At 61.7% G+C, this 24,009-nt stretch carries 23 protein-coding genes and 1 other RNA gene; 8 read left to right on the top strand and 16 right to left on the bottom strand.

Annotated features, from left to right (window positions below; genetic code table 11):
- Window positions 1-35 precede the first annotated feature (35 nt).
- Window positions 36-647 carry a LysE family translocator gene (locus RCF49_RS16255; RefSeq protein ID WP_342640837.1) on the top strand — a complete coding sequence of 204 codons (612 nt, stop codon included), beginning with the start codon at window positions 36-38 and terminating at the stop codon, window positions 645-647.
- A gap of 30 nt (window positions 648-677) precedes the next feature.
- On the opposite strand, the gene RCF49_RS16250 is transcribed toward RCF49_RS16255, so the two are convergent.
- The 11 genes from RCF49_RS16250 to tkt form a co-directional block, all read right to left on the bottom strand.
- Window positions 678-1,427 (bottom strand): YebC/PmpR family DNA-binding transcriptional regulator, encoded by a 750-nt coding sequence (locus tag RCF49_RS16250; protein ID WP_342640836.1) that lies wholly within the window; start codon window positions 1,425-1,427, stop codon window positions 678-680.
- 61 nt (window positions 1,428-1,488) lie between these two features.
- Window positions 1,489-2,313 (bottom strand): TIGR00282 family metallophosphoesterase, encoded by an 825-nt coding sequence (locus RCF49_RS16245; RefSeq protein WP_342640835.1) that lies wholly within the window; start codon window positions 2,311-2,313, stop codon window positions 1,489-1,491.
- A complete protein-coding gene (locus RCF49_RS16240; protein WP_342640834.1) occupies window positions 2,304-2,930 on the bottom strand; it encodes a 5-formyltetrahydrofolate cyclo-ligase in 627 nt (208 codons plus the stop codon). Before RCF49_RS16240 ends, RCF49_RS16245 begins: the two co-directional genes overlap by 10 nt.
- Window positions 2,931-3,000: 70 nt before the next feature.
- Window positions 3,001-3,162: non-coding RNA, 6S RNA (ssrS, locus tag RCF49_RS16235), on the bottom strand.
- Between the two features lie 51 nt (window positions 3,163-3,213).
- A complete protein-coding gene (locus RCF49_RS16230) occupies window positions 3,214-3,579 on the bottom strand; it encodes a cell division protein ZapA (RefSeq protein WP_342640833.1) in 366 nt (121 codons plus the stop codon).
- A gap of 454 nt (window positions 3,580-4,033) precedes the next feature.
- Window positions 4,034-4,990 carry a tetratricopeptide repeat protein gene (locus RCF49_RS16225; protein WP_342640832.1) on the bottom strand — a complete coding sequence of 319 codons (957 nt, stop codon included), beginning with the start codon at window positions 4,988-4,990 and terminating at the stop codon, window positions 4,034-4,036.
- Window positions 4,983-5,708 carry a thiamine phosphate synthase gene (locus RCF49_RS16220; RefSeq protein WP_342640831.1) on the bottom strand — a complete coding sequence of 242 codons (726 nt, stop codon included), beginning with the start codon at window positions 5,706-5,708 and terminating at the stop codon, window positions 4,983-4,985. Before RCF49_RS16220 ends, RCF49_RS16225 begins: the two co-directional genes overlap by 8 nt.
- A gap of 17 nt (window positions 5,709-5,725) precedes the next feature.
- Window positions 5,726-6,745, bottom strand: a complete 1,020-nt coding sequence (locus tag RCF49_RS16215) for a class I fructose-bisphosphate aldolase (RefSeq protein WP_342640830.1) — start codon at window positions 6,743-6,745, stop codon at window positions 5,726-5,728.
- Between the two features lie 79 nt (window positions 6,746-6,824).
- Window positions 6,825-8,030 (bottom strand): phosphoglycerate kinase, encoded by a 1,206-nt coding sequence (locus tag RCF49_RS16210; RefSeq protein ID WP_342640829.1) that lies wholly within the window; start codon window positions 8,028-8,030, stop codon window positions 6,825-6,827.
- 21 nt (window positions 8,031-8,051) lie between these two features.
- Entirely contained in the window at window positions 8,052-9,056 is a 1,005-nt protein-coding gene (gene gap, locus RCF49_RS16205; protein WP_342640828.1) for a type I glyceraldehyde-3-phosphate dehydrogenase, read from the bottom strand.
- Window positions 9,057-9,110: 54 nt separating this feature from the next.
- Window positions 9,111-11,087 carry a transketolase gene (tkt, locus tag RCF49_RS16200; protein ID WP_342644219.1) on the bottom strand — a complete coding sequence of 659 codons (1,977 nt, stop codon included), beginning with the start codon at window positions 11,085-11,087 and terminating at the stop codon, window positions 9,111-9,113.
- A 294-nt stretch (window positions 11,088-11,381) separates the two neighbouring features.
- On the opposite strand from tkt, the gene efp reads away from it, so the two are divergent.
- The 4 genes from efp to RCF49_RS16180 all read left to right on the top strand — a co-directional run bounded on the left by efp (window position 11,382) and on the right by RCF49_RS16180 (window position 15,335).
- On the top strand, window positions 11,382-11,945 hold the full coding sequence (efp, locus tag RCF49_RS16195; protein ID WP_342640827.1) for an elongation factor P: 564 nt from the start codon (window positions 11,382-11,384) through the stop codon (window positions 11,943-11,945).
- Window positions 11,946-12,062: 117 nt separating this feature from the next.
- Complete coding sequence (locus RCF49_RS16190) at window positions 12,063-12,857, top strand: inositol monophosphatase family protein (protein ID WP_342640826.1); 795 nt, start codon at window positions 12,063-12,065, stop codon at window positions 12,855-12,857.
- Window positions 12,858-13,121: 264 nt separating this feature from the next.
- Complete coding sequence (locus tag RCF49_RS16185) at window positions 13,122-14,276, top strand: flagellar motor protein MotA (RefSeq protein WP_432807303.1); 1,155 nt, start codon at window positions 13,122-13,124, stop codon at window positions 14,274-14,276.
- 24 nt (window positions 14,277-14,300) lie between these two features.
- Window positions 14,301-15,335, top strand: coding sequence for a peptidoglycan -binding protein (locus RCF49_RS16180; protein WP_342640825.1), 1,035 nt, complete (start codon window positions 14,301-14,303; stop codon window positions 15,333-15,335).
- Here the strand turns inward: RCF49_RS16180 and RCF49_RS16175 are convergent.
- Entirely contained in the window at window positions 15,322-17,142 is a 1,821-nt protein-coding gene (locus RCF49_RS16175) for an ABC transporter transmembrane domain-containing protein (protein WP_432807408.1), read from the bottom strand. The genes RCF49_RS16180 and RCF49_RS16175 overlap by 14 nt on opposite strands.
- Window positions 17,143-17,413: 271 nt before the next feature.
- Here RCF49_RS16175 and rpmE point away from each other — a divergent pair, with 271 nt between their 5' ends.
- Window positions 17,414-17,635 carry a 50S ribosomal protein L31 gene (gene rpmE / locus RCF49_RS16170; RefSeq protein WP_342640823.1) on the top strand — a complete coding sequence of 74 codons (222 nt, stop codon included), beginning with the start codon at window positions 17,414-17,416 and terminating at the stop codon, window positions 17,633-17,635.
- Between the two features lie 96 nt (window positions 17,636-17,731).
- Here rpmE and RCF49_RS16165 read toward each other — a convergent pair whose 3' ends face one another.
- Complete coding sequence (locus RCF49_RS16165) at window positions 17,732-18,256, bottom strand: DUF1465 family protein (RefSeq protein WP_342640822.1); 525 nt, start codon at window positions 18,254-18,256, stop codon at window positions 17,732-17,734.
- A gap of 430 nt (window positions 18,257-18,686) precedes the next feature.
- Window positions 18,687-19,004 carry a DUF1192 domain-containing protein gene (locus RCF49_RS16160; protein WP_342640821.1) on the bottom strand — a complete coding sequence of 106 codons (318 nt, stop codon included), beginning with the start codon at window positions 19,002-19,004 and terminating at the stop codon, window positions 18,687-18,689.
- Between RCF49_RS16160 and RCF49_RS16155 the strand changes: the two genes are divergently transcribed.
- A complete protein-coding gene (locus RCF49_RS16155; RefSeq protein ID WP_342640820.1) occupies window positions 19,003-20,001 on the top strand; it encodes an NAD(P)H-quinone oxidoreductase in 999 nt (332 codons plus the stop codon). The two genes, RCF49_RS16160 and RCF49_RS16155, sit on opposite strands and share 2 nt — an antisense overlap.
- Window positions 20,002-20,124: 123 nt before the next feature.
- Window positions 20,125-20,883: a DUF1013 domain-containing protein gene (locus tag RCF49_RS16150; RefSeq protein ID WP_342640819.1), complete on the top strand. Its 759-nt coding sequence runs from the start codon at window positions 20,125-20,127 to the stop codon at window positions 20,881-20,883.
- A 48-nt stretch (window positions 20,884-20,931) separates the two neighbouring features.
- On the opposite strand, the gene RCF49_RS16145 is transcribed toward RCF49_RS16150, so the two are convergent.
- Entirely contained in the window at window positions 20,932-21,726 is a 795-nt protein-coding gene (locus RCF49_RS16145) for an SDR family NAD(P)-dependent oxidoreductase (protein ID WP_342640818.1), read from the bottom strand.
- 86 nt (window positions 21,727-21,812) lie between these two features.
- Entirely contained in the window at window positions 21,813-23,726 is a 1,914-nt protein-coding gene (locus RCF49_RS16140) for a propionyl-CoA synthetase (protein ID WP_342640817.1), read from the bottom strand.
- Window positions 23,727-24,009 lie beyond the last annotated feature (283 nt).

Genomic DNA, 24,009 nt, shown 5'->3' with positions numbered 1-24,009 from the left:
TGGTCAGGTAGTTGATAGGGCCGAGGCGCGACGTCATGGATTTAACCGCTCTGCTGATCTTTGCCGGCGCGCTGGTGGTCGCAGCAGGATCGCCCGGTCCAAGCATAGCAGCACTCGTGGCCAGGGTTCTTACCCGTGGGCCGCGCGATGTCCTGCCATTCCTTGCGGCCATGTGGGTTGGCGAGGCGATCTGGCTGTCATTGGCCGTATGGGGCCTGTCCGCCATTGCCCAGTCGTTTCATATGATCTTCCTGGGCATCAAATGGGCCGGCGTGCTCTATCTGATGTTTCTCGCCTGGAAGATGTGGAAAGCACCGGCGGACGTGGAGCAGGGAACGGTGCCGGAGCGTGGATCCGCGCTCAAACTGTTCGCGGCCGGCATGGCGGTCACGCTGGGAAATCCCAAGATCATGATGTTCTATATGGCGCTGCTGCCGACCATCATCGATCTCAAAAACCTGAATATGCTCGGCTGGGCGGAGCTCACCGCAACCATGATGGTGGTGCTCATCGCCATCGATCTCTCCTGGGTCGCGCTTGCGGCGCGGGCGCGGCTGTTTCTGCGCAATCCCAGGGCCATGCGTGTGGTGAACCGATGCAGCGCAGGTCTGATGGCTGGCGCTGCAACGGCAATCGCGGCGAAATAGCCGGTCAGGGAACCGGATAGGAATGCGGTGTCACGCCGCCGTCAGCTTGGCCATAACCTCATCGCTGACCTCGAAGTTCGAATAGACATTCTGCACGTCATCATCATCTTCGAGGGCGGAGATCAGCTTCAGCATGCTCTGGGCACGCTCCTCATCGACGGGCGCCATGGTTTGCGGCAGCCAGAGCGCACGGACCGTATCGGCCTCACCCAGGCGCTCCTGCAGGTTGGCGGAGACCTCGCTCAGATCCTCAAAGGCGCAGGTGATGAGGTGACCGCTTTCATCGGATTGGACGTCCTCGGCACCTGCATCTATGGCCGCTTCGAGCACCGTCTCGGCATCGCCGGCCTCGGGCTTGTACTTGATCTGCCCGACGCGGTTGAACATGAAGGAGACCGAGCCCGTTTCACCAAGATTACCGCCGAATTTGGTGAAATAGGAGCGAACCGTGCTGGCAGTGCGGTTGCGATTGTCGGTGAGGGCCTCGACAATGACCGCAACCCCGCCGGGTCCATAACCTTCGTAGCGGATCTCTTCGTAATTGTCCGCCTCACCGCCGCTCGCCTTCTTGATGGCGCGCTCGATATTGTCCTTCGGCATGTTCTCGGCGCGCGCATTCTGAATGGCCAGCCTCAGCCGGGCATTGCTCGCGGGATCCGGTCCTCCAGCCTTCGCCGCCACCGTGATCTCGCGGGAGTGCTTCGAGAAGATCTTGGCGCGCTTTGCATCCTGCGCACCCTTGCGATACATGATGTTCTTAAATTGCGAATGGCCGGCCATCTCTCGATCTCTGCTTCAGCTGCTCACGGCTTTATAGGCGCGGATTGGGATGAAATCCAGCTCAGGAGAGCCAGAACGAGGGCAAGACAGGCTCAAGCCGCCCGCCGACGCGGATGGGCGCAATCGCTCTGGCCAAGCCGGTCTCATCATCGATCTCGACGCCGACACCGCACAAGGTCCCCTCTCCACTTGCGGGTTCGAACCGTCCCGTCGCCAATTTGCGGGTGAAGCGGATGAGAGGCTCCTCGCTATCCATGCCGATGATGGAATTGTAATCGCCGGTCATGCCGGCATCCGTCATATAGGCTGTACCATGGGGCAGGATCTGGTGGTCGGCGGTCGGCACATGGGTGTGGGTGCCCACAACCAGGCTGGCGCGACCATCGGCGAAATGCCCAGCGCCCATCTTCTCCGATGTTGCCTCGGCATGGAAATCGATCACAGAGGCATCGCAGACCTGCTTCAGCGGGCAATTCTCCAGCTCGCGATCCATGGCCGCAAAGGGGTCATCGAGCGGATCCATGAACAGGCGGCCCATGACATTCATCACAAGCACGGAACGGCCCTCGCCGGTCGAGAACAGCCCCACGCCGCGGCCAGGGGTTGCGGGGGGATAGTTTAGGGGACGAAGAAGCGTAGGCTCACGCTCAATGAAAATCAGCGTTTCCCGCTGGTCGAAGGCGTGATTGCCCAAAGTGACGACATCGGCGCCCGCGTTGCGAATATCCCGGAAGATTTCTTCGGTGATGCCGAAGCCGCCAGCCGCGTTCTCGCCATTCACAATCACGAAATCGGCAGCGAGCTGATCGCGCAGCTTCGGCAGCCGCTCATAAAGCACCTTGCGCCCGGATCGACCGACCACATCTCCTATGAATATCAATCGCATTCGGGCCCTTTCGCCGCTTGATCCCGGGCGGGGTAGATTGCACCCTGCTCAGTCAGGATCCAGTCCAACGGCTGATCCAGCCGGCCGCGCGGTACGGATTCGATCTCCTGACCAGCAAATGCGATGCCAATGGCGGTAACCCGCTTTTTCGCCCGCAATGTCTCCAGCGTGCGATCGTAAAAGCCGCCGCCATAGCCCAGGCGGTAGCCTTGCCGATCGAAGGCCAGCATGGGCACGAGCACGATATCGGGCTCGACGAGCTCGGCGTGATCCTGCGGCACGTGAATGCCGAAATGGCCGGGGATCGTCTCATCGCCAGGGGTCCAGCGCCGGAAAATCAGGGGTTCCTCAGGCGCCGTAATCACCGGAAGCGCCGCTATCCAGCCAGAGGTGGAGAGTGCTGTGACCAGTGGCATCACATCGATCTCGCTGCGATAGGCGTGAAAACCGGCGGCAATCCGCCCGCCACCCGCGCCCAACAGGTCGGCACCGATGCGAGCAAGCGCCTCACTCGCGGGCTTAGCCGCAGCAGCATGGAGTTTGGCGCGCGCGGCCGCAGCAGAGCGGCGGGCCAATGTCTTGCGTTCGGCCAATGGGGCCGGTGTATCTTGCAACATTACCCCGTCTTTGCAGACCGGCAGGCCAAATCTGTTTTCTTTGCAGGCGTGGTCCAATGCCTGCGAGAAGGGCCGAGCCGCCCTGGCCGTTGGAGGATACGATCCCGGGTCCCTACTAGCGTAGGTGGGCGCCGTTTGAAAGAGGCCACGGCCTCAGCCAGGGACAGCTCCCATTGAGATCGTTTATAGGCCCCAGGGAACTTTGATCTCCTGACGCACCGGGCAGCCCGTGCCGATAATCTAGTCGCGCGGTTGTCGAAAATCCAGCGGATCCATGCAGAAATCAGTCGGTCTGTTCGCTGTATTCCTGCGAGAGCTTCTCCAGCCGGATTGCAGCAGTGGTGATCCGTTCGGCGACGCGCTCATCTTGCTGCCGGCTGCGCTCGATCGCTGCCATGCGCGCATCGCGCAGGCCACCGATCTCGTCCTGTAGCGCTTCGATGTGGCGCAACGCGTCGGCCAATTTGTCAGCCACGGTGAGACCGGCCATCAGCAAGAGCCTGATATCGCCCACCTGGCCCACATGGCGCTTCAGCTTGCTGACTTCGCTATCGAGAAGCTGCGCCAGTTCCAGCAGATGCTCTTCCTCGCCGGGTCCACACTCCATAGTGTAAGGGCGATCGTTCACCCGAACGACAACCTGAGCCATTTGATCGGAATCTCCGAGAAAAGGTGGAGGCGATACGCATTATTGCTCACCGAGTACGGACCGAATTCGGCTCACAGCGTCGTCTACCTTGTGGAGAGCCTTGGCGTTGGCCTGCTCGAGGTCCTGGTTTCGCGACCGAAGCTCCTCGTTTTCCAGCCTCAGCGCTTCAAGTTCGGCGTGCAGCCGTTCACTGTCGCTCGAGCCCTCTCCAGAACGCTCGCCCGATTCCCGTGACCGCCGCTGGGACCGCAAAACTTCCTCTAGCCGAGCGACAGCTTCTTCGAAGCGCGCCAATGCACTGTCCAGCTTTGTGGACTCCGCCATCGTGTTCCGTCGCTATCCCTCGATCATCACACCGGGTTGCCTCTGATCCGGCGATTCGTAAAGATTAGGCTTGCGCCGGGCACAGCGTCAACTGCGACCCAGGCCGAATACGGACAATTCAGCGTGCTAATCAGCCGCCGGAGGCTCCGGTGGCTGCGACCGCCGGGTTTTGCCCTGCGAGCTGACGGGCCTTGAAGCTCCGTACACGCAGTTCCGCCTCGGTGCGCTGCTGGTCGGTCAGTTTTGCGATCAAGCCGTCGAGCTCTGAATCGGTGCGGCCGCCTTCCCGGGCGAGAATGTTCCACTTGGCGCCTTCGACCGGATCCTGCTCGACACCGCGGCCGGCAATATAGAGATGTGCCAGTCGGTTCTGGGCCACCACGTTACCCCGCTGCGCGGCAACCAGGAGCCATTGGGCCCCGACCTTTTCGTCCTTCTGCACACCCTCGCCGCGGAACACCATGATGCCATAGTCCAGTGCCGCGTCCGCCAGGCCCTGGGATGCGGCCTTGGAGATCCAGGTGCCGGCCTGCACCATGTCCTTGGTCACGCCACGGCCTTCCGCGTAGAGAACGCCGAGATTGTACTGAGCATCCGCCAGCCCCTGCTCGGCTGCCTTGCGGAACCATTCGGCGGATTTCGCCCAATCCTGCTCATAACCAGCCGCACCGGCATAGAGCAGAGCCAGGTTGTGCTGAGCCGGTGCATAGCCTGCCTCAGCTGCTTGCGTCAGCAGGTCGTGGGCCTTCGTCAGATCTTTTTCGCCGGTGCGCCCATCAATCAGCATGAGGGCGATCGCCACCATCGCGCCGGTATGACCCCGTTTTGCGGCCTGCTCGTACCAACGCAGGGCCATGTCCTGGTCGCGCGGCACGCCCAGCCCACTCTCATAAAGATTGGCGATGAAGGCCTGCGCCTCGGGATCACCAGCATCACCCAGCGGCGTTGCCTCCCGGAAGGCGCGCGCATAGTCACCCGCTTCGGCCGCCTTGATCACGGAGGCCATATCGGCGTAAGCCGCAGATGCACAGCCAAATGCAAGGGCAAAGGCCAAACTCGCCCAAAGCTTTCGGGAATGGTCATTCATCGCGCGAGACCTCGTCGATCACGGCGTTGCATCGGGACATTATCTCACTCGCGGCTCGCGCGGAGTTCCACATCTCGTCGGCGGGCCGGATGAACTCGACACCCAGCCCGGCGTGACGGCGGACAGCCGCCTCCTCGTTCGGCGCGAAAGCAACGCAAGGCACTTCGAACACTTCCGCCCACCACCCCAAGAGCGAGAATTCGGGATCATCCTCGCCAGATTCCTGCTCGTCCGACACGGCAGCAGGGGGATACGTCTCATCAAAGGCGACGTATTCAGCACCCGCCTCGCCCAGCTCCATTGCCGCATGGCGAGACTGACCGCAAAACACGCCCACGATACGCCCGTCTCCGACGATTGAACGCACCTCTCGATAGCGAGCCAGGTCTGCTTGGATCTGCACCCCGTCTGCCCCGAGCTCTACCGCCAGTTCAGGAGCATCGTGCAAAAGAACGGCGAGATTATGGGCATGGGCGAGGGACTGGACAGCTTCCATCCTGGCGCGAATGGACACGCTATCCTTGCCTCGGACCAGCAAACAGGCGGCATCACCAGATCGCAAGGCAGCGGCCAAGGTCTCGTAAAGCAGCGCTGGTGCGATATCTTCGGGGCTCACCAGAAACAGGCGCGGGCGAACCTTCTCAACAGCCGGTTCGCCCTTCTTGCCACGATGTTTCTTCTTGCCCCGAGTCTTTCCGGCAGGCTTGGTGCGGGCCATGACCTCAGCGGCCCGGCTTACGCCGCCTTTTCAAGCTCTGCCGACCAGCGCCCCGCGGCAGCGAGGCTGTTCATGCGGGCGCGGTGGGAGAAGGCCCGCTGGCCGGCCGCCACGTTCTCAGCCTTACCATTCCAGGCTTTGAGTGCCGCAGCTTGGAGCGCGCGGCCATAGGAGAACGACAGAGTCCAAGGCAGATCGAAGGCAGAATTCATGGCCGAGAGATGGGCTGTAGCCAACTCATCGGATTGGCCGCCGGACAGGAAGACAATGCCCGGGACCGCCGCCGGAACCGTGCGCTTCAGCACCTGTACCGTGCGTGCGGCAACCTCCTCCACGCTGGCCTGCTGCGGGCACTCCATGCCGGATATGACCATGTTCGGCTTCAGCAGCGATTGCTCGAGAACGACGCCCTGCAGCGCCAGCTCAGCATAAAGCGTATGGAGCACCGCTTCGGTGACTTCGGTGCAGCGATCAATGGTGTGATCACCATCCATCAACACTTCCGGCTCGACGATCGGAACGAGCTTCGCTTCCTGCGCAATGGCTGCGTAGCGGGCGAGCGCATGCATGTTGGTCACAATGCAAGCCCGGCTCGGTATGTTCTTGCCGATGGAAATGACGGCACGCCATTTCGTGAAGCGGGCACCGAGCTGGTAATATTCTTCACAGCGGGCGCGGAGCCCATCGAGGCCTTCGGTTATCGTCTCACCGGGGTGACCAGCGAGCGGCTTGGCGCCGACGTCGACCTTGATGCCCGGAATCGAGCCCGCCTCATTCAAGATATCGACGAAGCGGGTGCCATCCTTCGCGCTCTGGCGGAGGGTCTCGTAATAGAGAATGGTGCCGGAGATGTAGTTCCTCATCGCCTCGGTGGACCGGAACAGCATCTCGCGATAATCACGGCGCGTCTCCTCGGTCGAGGCAAGGCCGATGCTGTCGAAGCGCTTCTTGATGGTCCCGCCGCTCTCGTCGGCTGCGAGAATGCCCTTGTTATCCGCCACCAAGGCCTGCGCTACCTGTTCTAGGGTCATGGTCATGATGTGGTCCTCGTGTATCGTTCCGGGCAAATTATTCTGCGATTATGCTGCAAGCTGATGGCAATCTGGAAGGCGTAACTCACGCAGAAGGCGTTTTCTGCAAAACCGTCACGCCGGGCAGCTCCTTGCCTTCCAGCCATTCGAGGAAGGCACCGCCCGCAGTGGAGACATAGGTGAAGTCATCCGCAACGCCGGCGTGGTTCAAGGCCGATACGGTATCGCCACCGCCCGCCACCGAGAGCAGCTTGCCCTCACGGCTGAGCTTTGCGGCATATTGAGCCGCGGCGACCGTGCCCCGGTCAAATGGCTCAAGCTCGAACACGCCGAAAGGTCCGTTCCAGACCAGGGTCTTCGCCCGGTCAAAGCACGCCTTGATGTGCTCGAGCGTTTTCGGGCCGATGTCGAGGATCCGCTCCTTGGCGTTCACATCCGAGATATCGACGGTGCGGTGGTGGGCATGGGGCTTGAAGTCCTCCGCAACCACAGCATCGACCGGCAGCAGGATCTCACAGCCGCGTTCGCCTGCCTGCTTCAAAATCTCGCGAGCTTCGTTCACCAGCTCGTGCTCACAGAGCGAGCGACCAACCGGCTTGCCCTGAGCGAAGAGGAAGGTGTTGGCCATGCCACCGCCGATGATCAGAGTGTCAACACGCGAGGTGAGATGGCCGAGGACTTCAAACTTGGTCGAGATCTTGGCGCCGCCCACCACGGCCACCAATGGCCGTTGCGGATGTTCCAGGGCGGCAGTCAGCGCGCCAACCTCCGCTTCCATCGCCCGGCCGGCGACGGACGGCAGGAAATGGGCGATGCCCTCGGTTGAGGCATGGGCACGATGGGCTGCCGAAAAGGCATCGTTCACGTAGATATCGCCGAGATCGAGCAGCCGCTTGACGAAGCTGGGCTGGTTCGCCTCTTCGCCCTTATGAAAGCGCGTGTTCTCCAGAAGCAGCACCTGGCCCGGCTTGGCATCGGCGACAGCGCGCGTCGCCTTGCCGTTTTCCCAATTCGTCTCAATGAAGGTGACCGGCATGCCGAGCGCCTTCGACAGAGGCTCGGTAACCACCCGCAGTGACATGTCCGGCACGACGGTTCCCTTCGGCCGACCGAGATGGGAGAGAAGGATGACGGTGGCGCCGCGCTCCACCAGTTCCTTGATGGTCGGTACGACCCGCGCGATGCGGGTCGCGTCCTGTACCTCGTCGCCTTTCAGTGGCACGTTCAGGTCGACGCGCAGCAGCACCCGCTTGCCCTTTACGTCGACGTCATCGAGTGTCCGAAAAGTCATAATCCGCCCCCCGCAGATGATTCAGAGCGCGCCCCAATAGGCGGCCGTGTCGTTCATGCGGCAGGAGAAGCCCCATTCATTGTCGTACCAGCCGGCAACGCGAATGAGGGTTTTGTCGACGATCTGTGTCTGGGTGAGGTCGAACACACAGGATGCGGCGCTGTGGTTGAAGTCGGTCGAGACCAGCGGCACGTCGCAGGTTTCAAGGACGCCTTTGAGCTTGCCATTAGCCGCCTGGCGCATAGCGTCATTGATCTCCTCGACCGCGACGGCGCGGCTGGGCACGAAGACCAGATCGACCATCGAGACATTCGGCACGGGCACGCGGACGGAGGTACCATCGAGCTTGCCTTTCAGCTTGGGCAGCACCTCGCCCACAGTCTTGGCCGCACCGGTCGTGGTCGGGATCATCGACATGGCCGCGGCGCGGGCCCGACGCAGATCCTTGTGGCTGTTGTCCAGCAGACGCTGGTCCGTGGTGTAGGCATGGATGGTGGTCATATAGCCACGCTCGATGCCACAGAAGTCGTCCAGCACCATGGCCATGGGCGCGAGGCAGTTGGTGGTGCAGGAGGCATTCGAGACGATGGTGTTCTCAGCCTTCAGCGCCTCGTGATTGACGCCGTAGACCACGGTCAGATCCGCGCCCTTGGCCGGGGCCGAGCACAGCACCTTCTTGGCGCCGCGCTCAAGGTGAATGGATGCCTTCTCACGGCTGTTGAATTTGCCGGTGCATTCAAGCACCACATCCACGCCGAACTTGCCCCAGTCGAGCTCGGCCGGGTTCTCGATGGCGGTGAAGGGAATACGTCCAGTGCCGATGTCGAGGTAATCCTCACCACCGGTTACCTGCCCGGGGAAACGGCCATGCACGCTGTCATATTGGAAGAGGTGGGCTGCGGTGCCGGCATTCGTCCGGTTGTTGATGGCGACCATCTCCATATCCTTGCGGCCCGATTCCGCAAAGGCCCGGAGAACGAGGCGGCCGATACGGCCGAACCCATTGATGGCGACGCGAACGGTCATTCTCGACGTTTCCCTGAAATGCGATGGAGGTGCATGTCCTCCATCCCGCGAAAGTCAACCCGATTGCTTGCTAGCAGCAATTTGCGACAGGACGGCCGCCGTTGCGGCTTCTGCCGTAATTCCGAAGTGACGATAAAGTTCCTGATAAGGTCCGCTGGCCCCGAAAGTATGCATGCCGATGAAGATGCCATCGGGGCCGATGAAGCGCTCCCAGCCCATGGAAATGGCCGCCTCGATGGCGACGCGGTGGGTTTCCGTCCCGAGAACCGCATTGCGATAGTCAGCCGGCTGGCGGGCGAACAACTCGAAGCTCGGCACCGATACCACGCGGGTGAGATGGCCCCGTTTGTCGAGATCGGCCTTGGCAGCCAATGCAATCTCAACCTCGGAACCGGAGGCGAAGATCACGACCTCGCTTTCTCCCTCGGCGCTGGCAATCTCGTAGGCGCCGCGGGCGCAGAGGTTCTCATCGTCTGCCTCGTGCCGGGCGGGGCTGAGATTCTGCCGGGTCAGGGCAAGCACCGAAGGGCCCGTCTTGTTTTCCAGGGCGATTTGCCAGCACTCGGCCGTTTCCATTGCATCGGCGGGCCGGAGCACCAGCAGATTGGGTATGGCCCGCAATGCAGCCAGATGCTCGACCGGCTGGTGGGTGGGCCCATCCTCGCCAAGGCCGATGGAATCATGGGTGAGCACGTAGATCACCCGCTGATGCATCAGCGCCGACAGCCTGATGGACGGCCGGCAGTAATCGGAAAAGATCAGGAAGGTACCGCCATAGGGGATCAGCCCCTTGTGGAGGGCGATACCATTCATGGCGGCGGCCATGCCGTGCTCGCGAATGCCATAGTGGATGAAGCGTCCCGAGAAATCATCGGGCGTCACCTCCTTCAACCCCGAGGACCGGGTGTTGTTGGAGGGGGTCAAATCGGCCGAGCCACCGACGGTCTCCGGCAGAATCGGGTTGATTGCGTCGAGCACCTGCTGAGAGGCGACCCGGGTGGCAATCTTCGGGCGTTCGGCCGCGATTTTCCGCTTCAACGCCCCGATGGCGCTTGTGAAGGCGCCGGGAAGATCACCCCGCAGCCGACGCTCGAATTCGGCGCGGGTTTCCATGTCGAGCGCCTGGACATTCTGCTCCCATGTGCGGCGGTGCCTGCAGGAGCGAATGCCGGCAATGCGCCAGAGGTCGCGAATCTCAGTGGGAATGACGAAGGGCTCGTCCGGCCATCCCAGCGCTTTGCGGGCGGCTGCCACTTCGTCCGGCCCCAGAGGCGAGCCATGCACACCAGACGTGCCCTGTTTCTTCGGCGCGCCATAGCCGATGACGGTCCGGCAGGCGATCAGCGACGGCCGGCTTTCCGCGCGGGCCGCTGCTATGGCATTGGCGATTGCGTTCGGGTCATGGCCGTCGATGGCCATGGTATGCCAGCCGGATGCCTCGAAGCGCTCCAGCTGGTTTGTCGAATCCGACAGCGAGACCGGCCCGTCGATGGAGATGCCGTTATCGTCGAACAGGACGATGAGCTTGGCGAGCTTCAGGTGGCCAGCCAGGGCTAGCGCCTCCTGACTGATCCCCTCCATGAGATCGCCATCGCTCGCGAGGACATAAGTGTAGTGGTCCACGACGGCGCTGCCGAAGCGCGCCTGGAGCAGCCGCTCAGCGATCGCCATGCCGACCGCATTGGCAAATCCCTGGCCGAGTGGACCGGTGGTGGTCTCGATGCCCGCAGCAAAACCATATTCCGGATGGCCGGCGGTCTTGGAGCCCAATTGGCGAAAGCGCTTGATCTCCTCGATCGTCATATCGTCATAGCCGAGGAGATGCAGCAGGCCATAGAGCAGCATCGAGCCGTGGCCCGCCGAGAGCACGAAGCGGTCACGGTCCGGCCAGTGGGGCACCGTGGCATCAAACTTAAGGAAGCGCGTGAACAGCACCGTCGCAATGTCCGCCGCGCCCATGGGCAAGCCCGGATGGCCCGAATTCGCGGCCTGGACGGCGTCCATGGCCAGCACTCTCAAGGCGTTGGCCATGCGATTGTGTTTGGTGATGTCGATCGTGCCGTCGCTTTGCGATGTCGTCGTTGGCGTCGAAGCCGCCGGGTTGCCTGAACTCATCCGTGATGCCGAGTGTTGAAAAAGCAGGTGCCACACATAACAGCTGCCGATGCTGAGTCAACGGCCGTGACCGGCTGATCGCGCCGGCGTATCACTCCCCTGCGCGGTTTTTAATGCATCAGCGAGGCAGAGTTGCTAGGTAACGCGCCAACGCCCCCGCTAACCCATGCCGGCGCGGCGGCCTCAGGACTATACCGAAACGGTGAAGCGATGAAGATCAACGGCAACGAAATCCGCCCGGGTAATGTGATTCAGCATGACGGCGGCCTCTGGGTCGCAGTCAAGACACAGCATGTGAAGCCTGGCAAGGGCGGCGCCTATGCTCAGGTCGAATTGAAGAACCTGGTCGACAACCGCAAGCTCAATGAGCGCTTCCGCTCGTCGGAGACTGTGGAGAAGGTGCGCCTGGAACAGAAGGACTATCAGTTCCTCTATCCCAATGGCGAGATGCTGGTGTTCATGGATCAGGAAACCTACGAGCAAATCGAGCTTCCGGTGGAATTCGTCGGCGAGCGCGCGGCCTTCCTCCAGGACGGCATGAAGGTGACCGTGGAGAGCCATGAGGGCAAGCCGCTCGGTATTTCCCTGCCGGATCAGGTGACGCTCACGGTCGCTGAAGCCGATGCCGTCGTGAAGGGTCAGACCGCTTCCTCATCCTATAAGCCGGCCGTTCTAGAGAACGGCATCCGCATCATGGTGCCGCCATTCATCACAGCCGGTGAGCGGGTCGTTGTGGATACGAACGAAGTCGCTTATGTACGCCGGGCGGACTAGTTTCGACGACAAAGATGCTTCCAGCCGCGAGACCTGAACACCGTCACTGAACAGGATGGTAGCGCTCGTGCCCAATGGGGCCCCGGCTGGAACTCAATTCGGAAAGACGGGAATTTCATGCGCTCGGCATTGCTCAATGTCATGGTCCAGGCTGCCCGAAAAGCGGCCCGGCGGCTCCAGAGAGATTTCGGCGAGGTCGAGAACCTGCAGGTCTCGATGAAGGGCCCCGCCGATTTCGTTTCCAATGCCGACCGTCAGGCCGAGGATACGCTGAGAGAAGAGCTTTCCCGGGCGCGGCCGGGCTATGGCTTCGTTCTCGAAGAACGGGGCGAGATAAAGGGGACCGATCCCAACCACCGCTGGATCATCGATCCGCTGGATGGCACCACGAATTTCCTGCACGGCATTCCGCATTTCGCGATTTCGATCGGGCTCCAGCGAGACGACATGATCGTTGCGGGCCTCATCTACAATCCGGTGTCGGATGAAATGTTCACGGCGGAACGAGGCCGCGGTGCTTTTCTGAATGATCGCCGGCTGCGGGTCGCTGCCCGACGCGATCTTTCCCAGGCGGTCATTGCCTGCGGCATCCCGCATAATGGCCGGGGCGATCACGGGCAGTTCCGCGAGGAGCTGGCCCGGGTGCAAGCGAAGGCGGCCGGCATAAGGCGGCTTGGTGCCGCAGCCCTGGACCTGGCCTATGTGGCGGCCGGCCGGTTCGACGGGTTCTGGGAACGCGGCCTGAAGCCATGGGACGTTGCGGCGGGCCTTCTGATCATTCGCGAAGCCGGTGGCGTGGTGAGTGACATCGATGGACGCGAGCCGCTTCTGACCGGCAATATCGTCGCGGCGAACGAGCCCATTCATGCCGAGCTCTCACGCGAGCTCAAGGCGGCCGCCCGGCGGGCCTGACGCAGGGCCCGACCAGTCCTGGCAGCGGTGACGCATGTTGGCGCAGAAGCGCTACAGGCGCGATTTTTGCTGCGCGCCAGTGATGAAATCGCGCCGTAATCAAGATATATGGTTAAGAAACCTTGCTAATGCTGCGGCGAAGGCAGCATTGGTCTGTTTGTTAACCAGCCGCTGCGGGTGCATTGAACGATATGTGCCTGAGCGCTGTACATAGGTCCTATAGTTGCCGCCAGCTCACCGGAAAGCGCTTTGGGGGAAACGATCTTGATCTTCAAAAAGAGTCTGTCCCAAGACTACGATCTGTTCACCCTCACGCGCCCGCGGATCTATCTGATCCGCATGACCGTCTTCACCATCCTCATGGCCTTTGCGGCAGCCATTCTGTTTCCGCAGATCAAGACGGCGTTCATGGTCAATCCCGGCTTGAACGGGGTGATCATTGGAACCTTGATCATCGGCATCGGCTATGCCTTCAGGCTCGTATGGCGTCTGTTTCCGGAAGTCGACTGGGTGAGCAGCTTCCGGATCTCGGATCCTGGGCTCGAGATTCCCCATACGCCTGTGTTGCTCGCGCCAATGGCCACCCTTCTGCGCAACCGGCAGGGTGAGACTGTGCTGACGCCAAGCGTCATGCGGGCCGTGCTCGATTCCATTGCATCGCGACTGGATGAGTCGCGAGAGATTTCCCGCTACTTGATCGGACTGCTGGTGTTTCTCGGTCTGCTCGGTACGTTCTGGGGCTTGTCGCAGACCGTTGCTTCGGTGGGGACTACAATCCGCTCGCTCGATGTCACCAGCACGGAGGCTGCCACCATCTTCGAGCAACTGAAGAACGGGCTGCAGGCGCCGCTGGCGGGCATGGGGACCGCGTTCGCCTCCTCGTTGTTCGGCTTGGCGGGCTCGCTCATTCTCGGATTTCTCGATCTGCAGGCGGGGCAAGCGCAGAACCGGTTCTACAACGATCTCGAGGAATGGCTCTCGACGCTCACCGATATTCATGCGGACGATGGCCGGGTTGTGCAGCCTGCGGTGCCTCACGCCCTGCAGATCGGCTTGCGAGAGATGCAGAACAGCCTCAATCGCATTCACAAGACGCTCGAGGAGGCGCTCAGCGAGCCGGAAGATGCGGGCGCCATCGCGGCCCCCCCTGCCCCATCCGCCGATGAGCAGCACCAGGCAATCGCGAGGCTGGCGACGGCCGTGCAAAGCCTAGTTGGGCAGATGCGCGAGGAGCAGAAGATCGTGCGCAGCTGGGCGCAGTCCCAGGCCGACGTGCAGGCGGAAATCAAGGATGTCCTCATGCGGATGCGCTATCAACCAGATCGCATCGCCCCGCCTGAACGGGCATCGCCCCCTGAGCGGCCGATAACCGAGCGTTCGATCCGCAGAGCGGCCAGCAGCGCCAAGGCAGAGGAATAGTCAAAGGTCTCGGGAGCGTCGCTTATGGCTTTGTCGCGCCGCGGTCGCGGCCTTCGTGATACCACCCATCTGCAATGGCCAGGCTTCGTGGACGCCACGGCCACCCTGCTGATGGTCTTCGTGTTTCTGGTCTGCGTGTTCACCGTGGCCCAGTATCTCTTGGCGCGCGAGGTGAGCGGGCAGGATACGGTGCTGCAGAGACTGCGCAACGAGATCGCCTCGCTCACCGAAATGCTCTCCCTGGAGAGATCGTCCTCAGCGGAAATGGAGGGCCGGCTTTCCACGCTTCTGGGCGAATTGCAGAGCCTGACCTCGGAGCGGGATCAGCTCCAGGCACAGCTTACCGACCAGCAGCGGGCTGGTTCGGCGGCGGGTTCGGCAATGGCGGGCCTTCAGGGGGAACTCGAAGCGCAAAAGCAGATTTCCTCCGAAGCGATGGCGCGGGTCGAGCTGCTCAATCAGCAAATCGCTGCCTTGCGTCGGCAAATCGCCGCGCTCAACGAGGCACTCGAGGCGGCGGAGGAACGCGACAGCGCTTCCAAGGCGCAGATCACCGATCTCGGCAAGCGGCTCAATATCGCCTTGGCGCAGCGGGTCCAGGAGCTTGCCCGCTATCGTTCCGAATTTTTTGGCCGGCTGCGCGAGATCCTCAGTCAGCGGGCCGATGTGCAGGTGGTCGGCGACCGGTTCGTGTTCCAGGCCGAGGTTTTGTTCCCCAAGGGAGAGTCGGTGTTCCAGGATGCCGGCCGCACGGAGCTCGACAAGCTCGCTGATGCGATCAAGGAGCTCGAGGCGGAAATTCCGAGCGATCTCGCCTGGGTGCTCCGGGTTGACGGCCATACCGACACTGACCCAATCAGGACACCGCTCTATCCGTCGAACTGGGAGCTGTCGGCCGCGCGCGCCATTGCGGTTGTAAAATATCTGATCTCAAGAGGTGTGAACCCGCAGCATCTGGTGGCCGCAGGGTTTGGCGAGTATCAGCCCATCGCTCCAGGCGATGACGAGGCCGCCAAGCGCCTCAACCGCCGCATCGAGCTCAAGCTTACCGAGCGCTGATCGGTTCAGCGGCATTGGCCCTTTCGAGGGGTACGTCCATGAACTGCAAGTTGGCCAGCCGGGCATAAAGCCCGCCACCCTGCACCAGTTCATCATGGCTCCCCTCGGCAACGATGCCGCCCTGATCGAGCACGATAATGCGATCCGAGTTGCGCACCGTGGCTAAGCGGTGCGCAATGACCAGGGTGGTGCGGCCCACCATGAGACGATCGAGCGCCTGTTGAACGAGCACTTCGCTTTCCGCATCCAAGGCACTCGTCGCCTCGTCCAGCAGCAGAATCGGCGAATTTCGCAACAAGGCGCGGGCAATCGAGATCCGCTGTCTCTGGCCGCCCGACAGGGTAACGCCCCGCTCGCCCACCTCAGTTCTCAGCCCCTCCGGCAAAGCCTCGATAAAGCCGTCCGCCGCTGCAGCCTGGGCGGCGGCCTCCACTTCAGCATCGGTGGCATCCGGGCGGCCATAGCGGATGTTGTCAGCGAGGCTTGCGGAGAAGATCACCGAGTCCTGTGGAACGAGCGCCATATGCGAGCGAATGTCGCGCGGATCCGCCTTGGCGATGTTGACGCCGTCGATGCGCACCACTCCGGCCTGTGGGTCGAAATAGCGCAGCAGCAGGTTGAAAATCGTGCTCTTGCCCGATCCAGACGGACCGACTATGGCGACTTTCTCCCCTGGCCTCACTCGAAGATCGAAGTCGATCAAGGCCCTATCTGCCCCGCGACCGGGATAGGCAAAGCTCACCCGTTCGAACGCGATCTCGCCCTTGACTGGTGACGGCAGCCGCTCGGGGGCACGTGGCACTGAAATCTTCGGCTTCGTGTCGAGCAGCTCAGAAAGGCGCTCGGCAGCGCCTGCAGCCTGCTGCACTTCGCCCCAGACCTGGGAGAGCTCGCCGAGCGCACCGGCGGCAAAGGTTGCATAAAGCACGAATTGACCCAGAGCGCCGCCGGTCATTTCCCCTGCCAAGACGGACTGGGCGCCATACCAGAGGATGGCGATGATCGAGCCGAAGGTCAGAGCGATGATGCAGGCCGTCAGCACCGCACGCGCCTTCGTGCTGGAGCGAGCCGCGTTGAAGGCGTGCTCGCTGGCGCGGTCAAAGGCCTTGGCCGCGCGATCCTCCTCAGTGAAGGCCTGAACGAGACGGATGGCGCTCAGCCGCTCGCTGGCAAAAGCCGCGGCGTCCGCCAAGGTGTCCTGGGCCGAACGTGACAGCCGCCGGACCCAGCGGCCGAAGAGCACGAGCGGAATCACGATGATCGGGATGGCCGCGACCACCAGGCCGCTCAGTTGAGCACTGGTCACCACCATCATTGCCAAAGCACCGATCAGCAGCAAGGCATTGCGCAGGGCGATCGAGGCGCTCGCTCCGAATGCTGCCTTGATCTGGGTCGTATCCGCCGTCAGGCGCGACATCACCTCACCGGTGCGGGCCGATTCAAAGAAGCCGACATCGAGGTGCAGCAGGTGGTTGAAAACGGCGTTGCGGAGGTCCGCGACCACGCGCTCGCCCAGCCAGATCACAAAATAATAGCGGGCAGCGCTGGCCAGGGCGAGAAGGAGCGCCACGCCCATAAGGGTCGCGAAATACTGGTGGATGAGCGTCGCATTGGCTTCAGTGAAGCCGAAATCGATCATGCGCCGGACGGCGAGTGGAATGGCGAGCGTCGCCACCGCAGCCATGACCAGGGCCAGCAATGCAGCGGCGAGCCGCCAGCGGTATCGCATGACGAAGGGCAGCAGGCGCAATAGCGGCTTAAGACTATGGCGGGATCGTTGGCCGGGAGTCGTCTCGTCGCTCACCAGGGGTTCTCGCTGGGATGGTTGCTTCTCATTCGCGGGACATTGCCAAGCCCATCAGTCTCGCTTGACAGGTTCCGTTCATGCCTGCTCTAGCGGAATCGCGGCCGCAATGCGAGGGCACCATCCGCCACACCAAGGACGCTTCCCATTGCGCTCTTGCGGGATTTGAGAGTTGCACCAAAAGCGGGGCTCGGTTATAGACCCCGGCTAACATGAGGATGTGCTCGCCACGCGGGCGCCCTTTTTCTCCAGACATTTGCACCGCGAGCGCGTCATGAAGCAAGGCATTCATCCCGATTATCACAAGATCACGGTGGTCATGACCGACGGCTCGACCTTCGAGACCCGGTCGACCTGGGGCAGCGAGGGGCAGACGATGCAGCTCGATATCGACCCCAAGACGCACCCGGCCTGGACGGGCGGTTCGACGCATCTCGTCGATCGCGGCGGCCGCGTCAGCCGGTTCAAGCAGAAGTACAGCTTCTTGGGCAAGTAAGACAGCCGTCGATACTTCGCACCGATTTGCAATGAAAAAGCCCGGCTCCGGCCGGGCCTTTTTCTTGTCCGCTCACCTGTTCGGAGAGGACGCTGCTCAGCGCCCGAATGCCTGGCGCAACAGCATCATCTGCTCGTTCACGGGGCTCTGTTGCGGGCGCGTCTGCGGCCGATGGTCATAGATCATGCGGTCGAGCTTCAATACGCGCTGATGGAGATGAAGGCTGCGGCGGATCAAATTCTGCAAGCCGTCCGGCAGCTCAGCCACCGTTTCCGTGTCGCTGCTGCCGCCGATATCCTTCAGATTGATGCGCTGCTTTTCACGACGCGCATCCTCCTTGCTGAGCTCGCCCTCTTTGACTGCACGCTGGAGCAGGAGCCAGGATGCGAGCTGCATCAGGCGCGTGGTCAGACGCATGCTTTCGCTGGCATAGGTCAGGGACGAGGTCCGGTCCAGCGCGCGCAAAGCGGCACGACCCTCGCCATCGAGGTAGTCTGCAGCCTCCTCGACCAATGCCATGCCCTCGGAGAAAATCTGGGTAAAGAGCTCCGAAGCGGCGAAGTGGCTGCCAAAATCGATGGTCACCCCGCCCGATGCAGTTTCAGCCGCTACTGATCCCATTCAATCCCTGTCTATCGATTATCTCACCCTGCCGCCAAGTAGCACCGGACTGTCAGTCTGTTAACTCAGACTTTCTCAGCTCGGTTAACTCGAGGCTCGCGGGAGATATGACGCCACCCGATAAGGCCGGCTTTACCTTGTTCCATGCAGAACAAGACGCTGCCCGCCCACAGATCCCCTTTATGCACAAAAAATGGAGCCGCATGCAAGCGGCTCCAAGGTCTAACAGGGAGGCGTCAAACAGAGTGGACAGGAGCCACTCAAATCCAGGTCACTGGATTACGTTAACCAAAATACATCCCTACTCGTTACTCAATGGTTAACATTTGCCAAAAATTTAGGGACAATTGTAGCCAGCGGCCGAAGACAATGACTCAGCTGGATAACTATTTGACACACCTGACCTATTCGCCGCTTTGCAAAAATGCCACTACCTGCGGAAAAGCTTCTCAGCCGCAGCCATGCTTCCCTGGCGTGCTTTCAACGCGCTTTGGACGCGTTCGATCTCGGCCTCCAGGGCCTTGATTCGCTCGCTCAACTCCTCCACCGAGAGCATATCCAGGGGCTCGCCCAAACGGATCTCGGTTGATTTGCGCCTGACCTCATCACCCTCGTTGATCATGGTTTCCCTTCCTTTCCGCACGCAGAAGCACGCCAGCCCGGCCTTTCCCTGGAAAATATGTTCGACTTTTCCGAAACATTCTCTAGACCCGAGATAAGGCGTTAAGCTTCTGATGGTGCCCGACATGGTCGATCTGCCCGGCGACATGACTGCCATCGAGATTTCGGAGCCCGGCGGGCCCGAGGTCCTCAAGCCCCACCGCATGCCGCTGCCAGTTCCTCGCGACAGAGAATTGCTGGTCCGTGTTATCGCCGCGGGCGTCAACCGGCCAGACATCCTGCAGCGACAGGGACATTATCCGCCTCCACCCGGCGCGCCAACGACCCCCGGCCTTGAAATTGCCGGCGAAGTGGTGCGCTGCGGGCCTGGAACAGCGCGCTTCAAGGCAGGGGATCGCGTCTGCGCGCTGGTAGCGGGCGGTGGCTATGCGGAATATTGTGTTGCGGCGGAAGCCAATTGCCTGCCCATCCCTGAAGGTCTGACGCCCATCGAGGCGGCCGGGCTGCCGGAGACATTCTTCACAGTGTGGACCAATGTCTTCCAGCGCGGAGGCCTCCAAGCCGGGGAAGTGCTCCTGGTGCATGGTGGAACGAGCGGCATCGGCACCACAGCCATCATGCTGGGGCGCGCCTTCGGTGCGCGGGTCTTTGCGACAGCGGGCTCACCGGAGAAATGCCGCGCCTGCGAAACGCTCGGGGCGGAACGAGGCATCAATTACCGCGAGGATGATTTCGTCGAGATCGTCAAGGCCGCCACCGAGGGGCGGGGCGCAGACGTGATCCTCGATATGGTCGGCGGTGACTACATCGCCCGCAATATCCAAGCTGCCGCGGTTGATGGCCGGATCGTCATGATCGCTTTCCTGGGAGGCCCTTCGGCCAAGGTCAATTTCATGCCGGTGATGGTGAAGCGGCTGAACCTGACCGGATCAACCTTGCGGCCGCGGAGCGTTGAAGAGAAGGCCGTCATCGCGCGCGAGCTTGAGACGCATGTGTGGCCATTATTAGCCTCGGGCGTCATCAAGCCGGTGATCGATTCGACCTTTCCCCTCGTCAATGCCGCGCAAGCCCATCAGCGGCTCGAACAGGGCAGCCATATCGGGAAGGTGGTTCTGACGAGCTAATCCGCAGCGGACGGCGCCTCACAAGCCCCTTTGCAAGGAACACCGAACGCGCCTATATAAATCAAAATCCTTAAATCGATGCCCTAGCGGATCAGAGCCATAGGCTCTGAAGGAGTGCCCCTTATGTCAAAAACGCTGCTCATGCCGAAGGCGACCGCTGTATGGCTCGTCGAAAACACTTCGCTGACCTTCGAGCAGATCGCGCAGTTCTGTAATTTGCATGTGCTCGAGGTAAAGGGCATTGCCGATGGCGACGTGGCGACGGGCATCAAAGGCATGGATCCCATCGTGGCGGGCCAGCTGTCTCGCGAAGAAATCGAGCGTGGCCAGCGTGATCCGAACCACCGCCTGCGCATGTCGGAATCAAAAGTCGATGTGCCGGAGGTCAAACGGCGCAAGGGGCCGCGCTATACCCCTGTCTCTCGCCGACAAGACCGGCCGGACGCCATCGCTTGGCTGCTGCGTTACCATCCGGAACTCTCGGACAGCCAAATCATCAAGCTGGTCGGCACGACCAAGCCGACGATCGACTCCATTCGCGATCGGACACACTGGAACTCAGCCAATCTCACGCCGAAAGACCCGGTCACGCTAGGCCTGTGCGCTCAGAGCGAGCTCGACGCGGCGGTCCGCAAGGCAGCTGACCGCAGCCGCCGGATCCAGCCCGTCATGGCCGAGGATGAGCAGGCGACCACGTTGCGGCCCGCTGAGGAAACACAACAGGGCGATTTCTCAGCTGATGCTCTGTTGGAAGCCGGCCAGTTGAGCCGCACGAGCACCGAGGAAGACGACGATCAGGAGATCGACGAGGAGAAGGTCTTCGCAAGATTGGCCGGCCTCAAATCGAACCGCGATGAGGATGAGGACGAGGGTCAGGGCTGATCCTCAGCAGTGCTGCAGCCGGCAGGGCGGCGCTGAGCGAAGGCCGCGTCAGGTCGATGCAGCCTCGAGCACTGCCTGCAGGGCCAGATTTCCCCCGTCCGCGCAGATGGTCTGGCCCGTTATGGATCTCGCGTCATCGGATGCCAGAAAGGCTGCAATGGCCGCAACCTCGCTGGGTTCCCCCAGCTGCGTCAGCGGAACCCGCGCAAGGAGACGCTCGAAGGTCGAGCGGCCCTTAAGCCCCGCCTGAAGCGGGCCGGCAGAGAAACTGCCGGATTTTATGGCATTTACCCGAATGCCATGGGATGCGAGTGATAATGCGGTTATCTCGGTGAGCTGGGTCAGCCCTGCTTTCGAAACAGAATAGGCGAGATGTTGGGGCAGCGCCGAGATCACCTCGGCCGCCGACATGTTGATGATCGCGCCAGGACCTCGGCCTGCCTCGATCTGGCTGACCATCTCGCGCACGACCACCTGAGTGACCAGGAAGGCGCCCTTCAGATTGGTGCGCAGCACACGTTCGAACTCTTCCTCCTTCAAGTCGAGGAAGTTCGCAACGACCGATACTTCCGCATTGTTCACGAGGATATCGACAGCTCCGTAAGCTTCGACCGTTGCCTTCACCAAGTTTTGAGCATCCAGGCGATCACTCACGTCGCATTCGACGAAGAGCGCCTCTCGCCCAGCATCCCTGATCTCGCGAAGAGCGTCCTCGCCCGCGCCATCATCAATATCGGCCAGGACCACCTGGGCGCCTTCGGCGAGGAAGCGTTCGACGCATGCGAACCCAATTCCCCGCGCGCCGCCAGTGACGATCGCAACCTTGCCGTTCAGCGCCATCATCGATCCTTTCGAAAAGGCTCACGCATGAGGTCGGACGCCACAGTCTACACAGCGAGGCTCAGTACCCGCTTTCCTCGCCAATGTTCTCAGGCCGGTTGGGCCGAGGCGGCCAAGCCGCGGCTCTTCAGGGCTTTGCCGATTTCCTCCAGGATCAGCGGATCATCGATGGTGGCCGGCATCTTCCATGAGGCGCCGTCCGCGATCTGGCGCATTGTGGCGCGCAGGATCTTGCCCGATCGGGTCTTGGGGAGGCGGTCAACCACGATGGCGGTGCGAAAGGCCGCAACCGGTCCTATCTGCTCGCGGATGCGCTGCACGATCTCCGCCTCAATGTCGCCGGCAGAGCGATCCACGCCTGACTTGAGAACGATAAAGCCGAGCGGCACCTGGCCTTTGAGCGCATCGGTGGCCCCGATGACGGCGCATTCAGCCACGTCCGGATGGCCGGCGATGACCTCCTCCATGGCCCCGGTCGAGAGACGGTGACCGGCGCAGTTTATGATGTCGTCGGTCCGGGCCATGATGTAGACATAGCCGTCCTCGTCGAGGTAGCCCGCATCGGCGGTCTGGTAGTAGCCGGGGAAGGCATCGAGATAGCTTTGCCGGAACCGTGCGTCATTATTCCACAGGGTCGGCAGGCAGCCTGGCGGCAGCGGCAGCCTTATGCAAACCGCGCCGAGCTGGCCAGCAGCAAGGCGGTGGCCGCCTTCATCGAGAATATCGATCTCATAACCGGGCATGGGAACCGCCGGAGAGCCATATTTCGTCGGCAGCAAGCCCAGGCCGACCGGATTGGCGGCAATGGGCCAACCGGTTTCGGTCTGCCACCAGTGATCGACCACGGGAACCTTGAGCCTATCCTCAGCCCATTTGACTGTGTCGGGATCGGCGCGCTCGCCAGCCAGAAAGAGCGTGCCGAAGCGGCTGAGATCGTATTTCCGGATGAAGGCGCCGTCGGGGTCCTCCTTCTTGATGGCGCGGAAAGCGGTCGGCGCTGTGAATAGCGCCTTGACCGAATGCTGGGAGATGACCCGCCAAAAAGCGCCAGCATCGGGTGTGCCCACCGGCTTGCCCTCGTAGAGGATGGTCGTCGCCCCATGCAGGAGCGGCGCATAGACGATATAGGAGTGGCCCACCACCCAGCCCACATCCGAGGCAGCCCAGAACACCTCGCCGGGCGCGATGCCATAGACGTTGGTCATGCTCCATTTGAGGGCGACCATATGGCCACCATGGTCGCGCACGACGCCCTTCGGCTGGCCCGTCGTGCCAGAGGTGTAGAGGATGTAAAGCGGATCCGTGGCCATGACCGGCACGCAGTCTGCCTTGCGGCCTGCGCGCTTGGCGTCGGCAATAGCACTCGCCCAATCGTGCTCGGCTTCAGCCAGGACAACTTCGCTCATCGGGCGCTGAAGGATGAGCGAGGCATCGGGCTTATGGTCCGCAAGCGTGATGGCCTTGCGCAGGAGTGGCATATATTCCACAAGCCGGCTCCCCTCCATGCCGCAGGTCGCCGAGAGGATCAGCTTTGGCTTGGCATCATCGATCCGAGTGGCGAGCTCGTGAGATGCAAAACCGCCAAACACCACCGAATGAATCGCACCGATGCGCGCGCAGGCCAGCATGGCAATCGCCGCTTCGGGCACCATGGGCATGTAGATGATGACCCGATCACCCTTGCTCACGCCGAAATCCTGCAGCACGGCGGCAAGCGTCGCGATTTCATCGCGCAGTTCACGATAGGTGAAGGACTTGATCTGGCCGGTGACGGGGCTGTCATAGATCAGGGCGGGCTGATCGCCTCTTCCGCCATCCGCATGCCGATCTATGGCATTGTAGCAGGTGTTGCATTGAGCGCCGACAAACCAGCGATCAAGACCATCGACCCTGGCGAACAACTTGGTCCATGGCGAGATCCAGTCAATCTCGCCAGCGGCAGCGGCCCAGAAGCCCTGTGGATCGCGCTTCCATGTCTCGTAAAGCTCGTGATAGCGACTCATTGTCCTGCGCAGCCCTCCCAGATGCCGCTCGGCCGCCTTTTTTGTGGAACGGCCCGATCCATTTGCGATGCTGAGATCATATTCCCGATCGTGCACAGGGCAAAGCCCCATGCCCTCTGCCAACCATTGCCACAAATCGTCCACAGGGGATGGCCAGGGCTGGGCCAATTCGCCACCCGTTCATCCATCGTTCAGCACACGAGCGGCCTAATTTACCACATTCGGTTGGGCCGAACTCGGCCGCTAATCATTGAAGCCGCGGAACCTCTCGGTTCTGCACGTA

It is taken from the genome of Rhodoligotrophos sp. CJ14 (assembly GCF_038811545.1).
GTDB classification, from domain to species: domain Bacteria; phylum Pseudomonadota; class Alphaproteobacteria; order Rhizobiales; family Im1; genus Rhodoligotrophos; species Rhodoligotrophos ferricapiens.
Note: the sequence above shows the minus strand (reverse complement) of the source record. Positions and strands in the feature narration are given on the sequence as shown.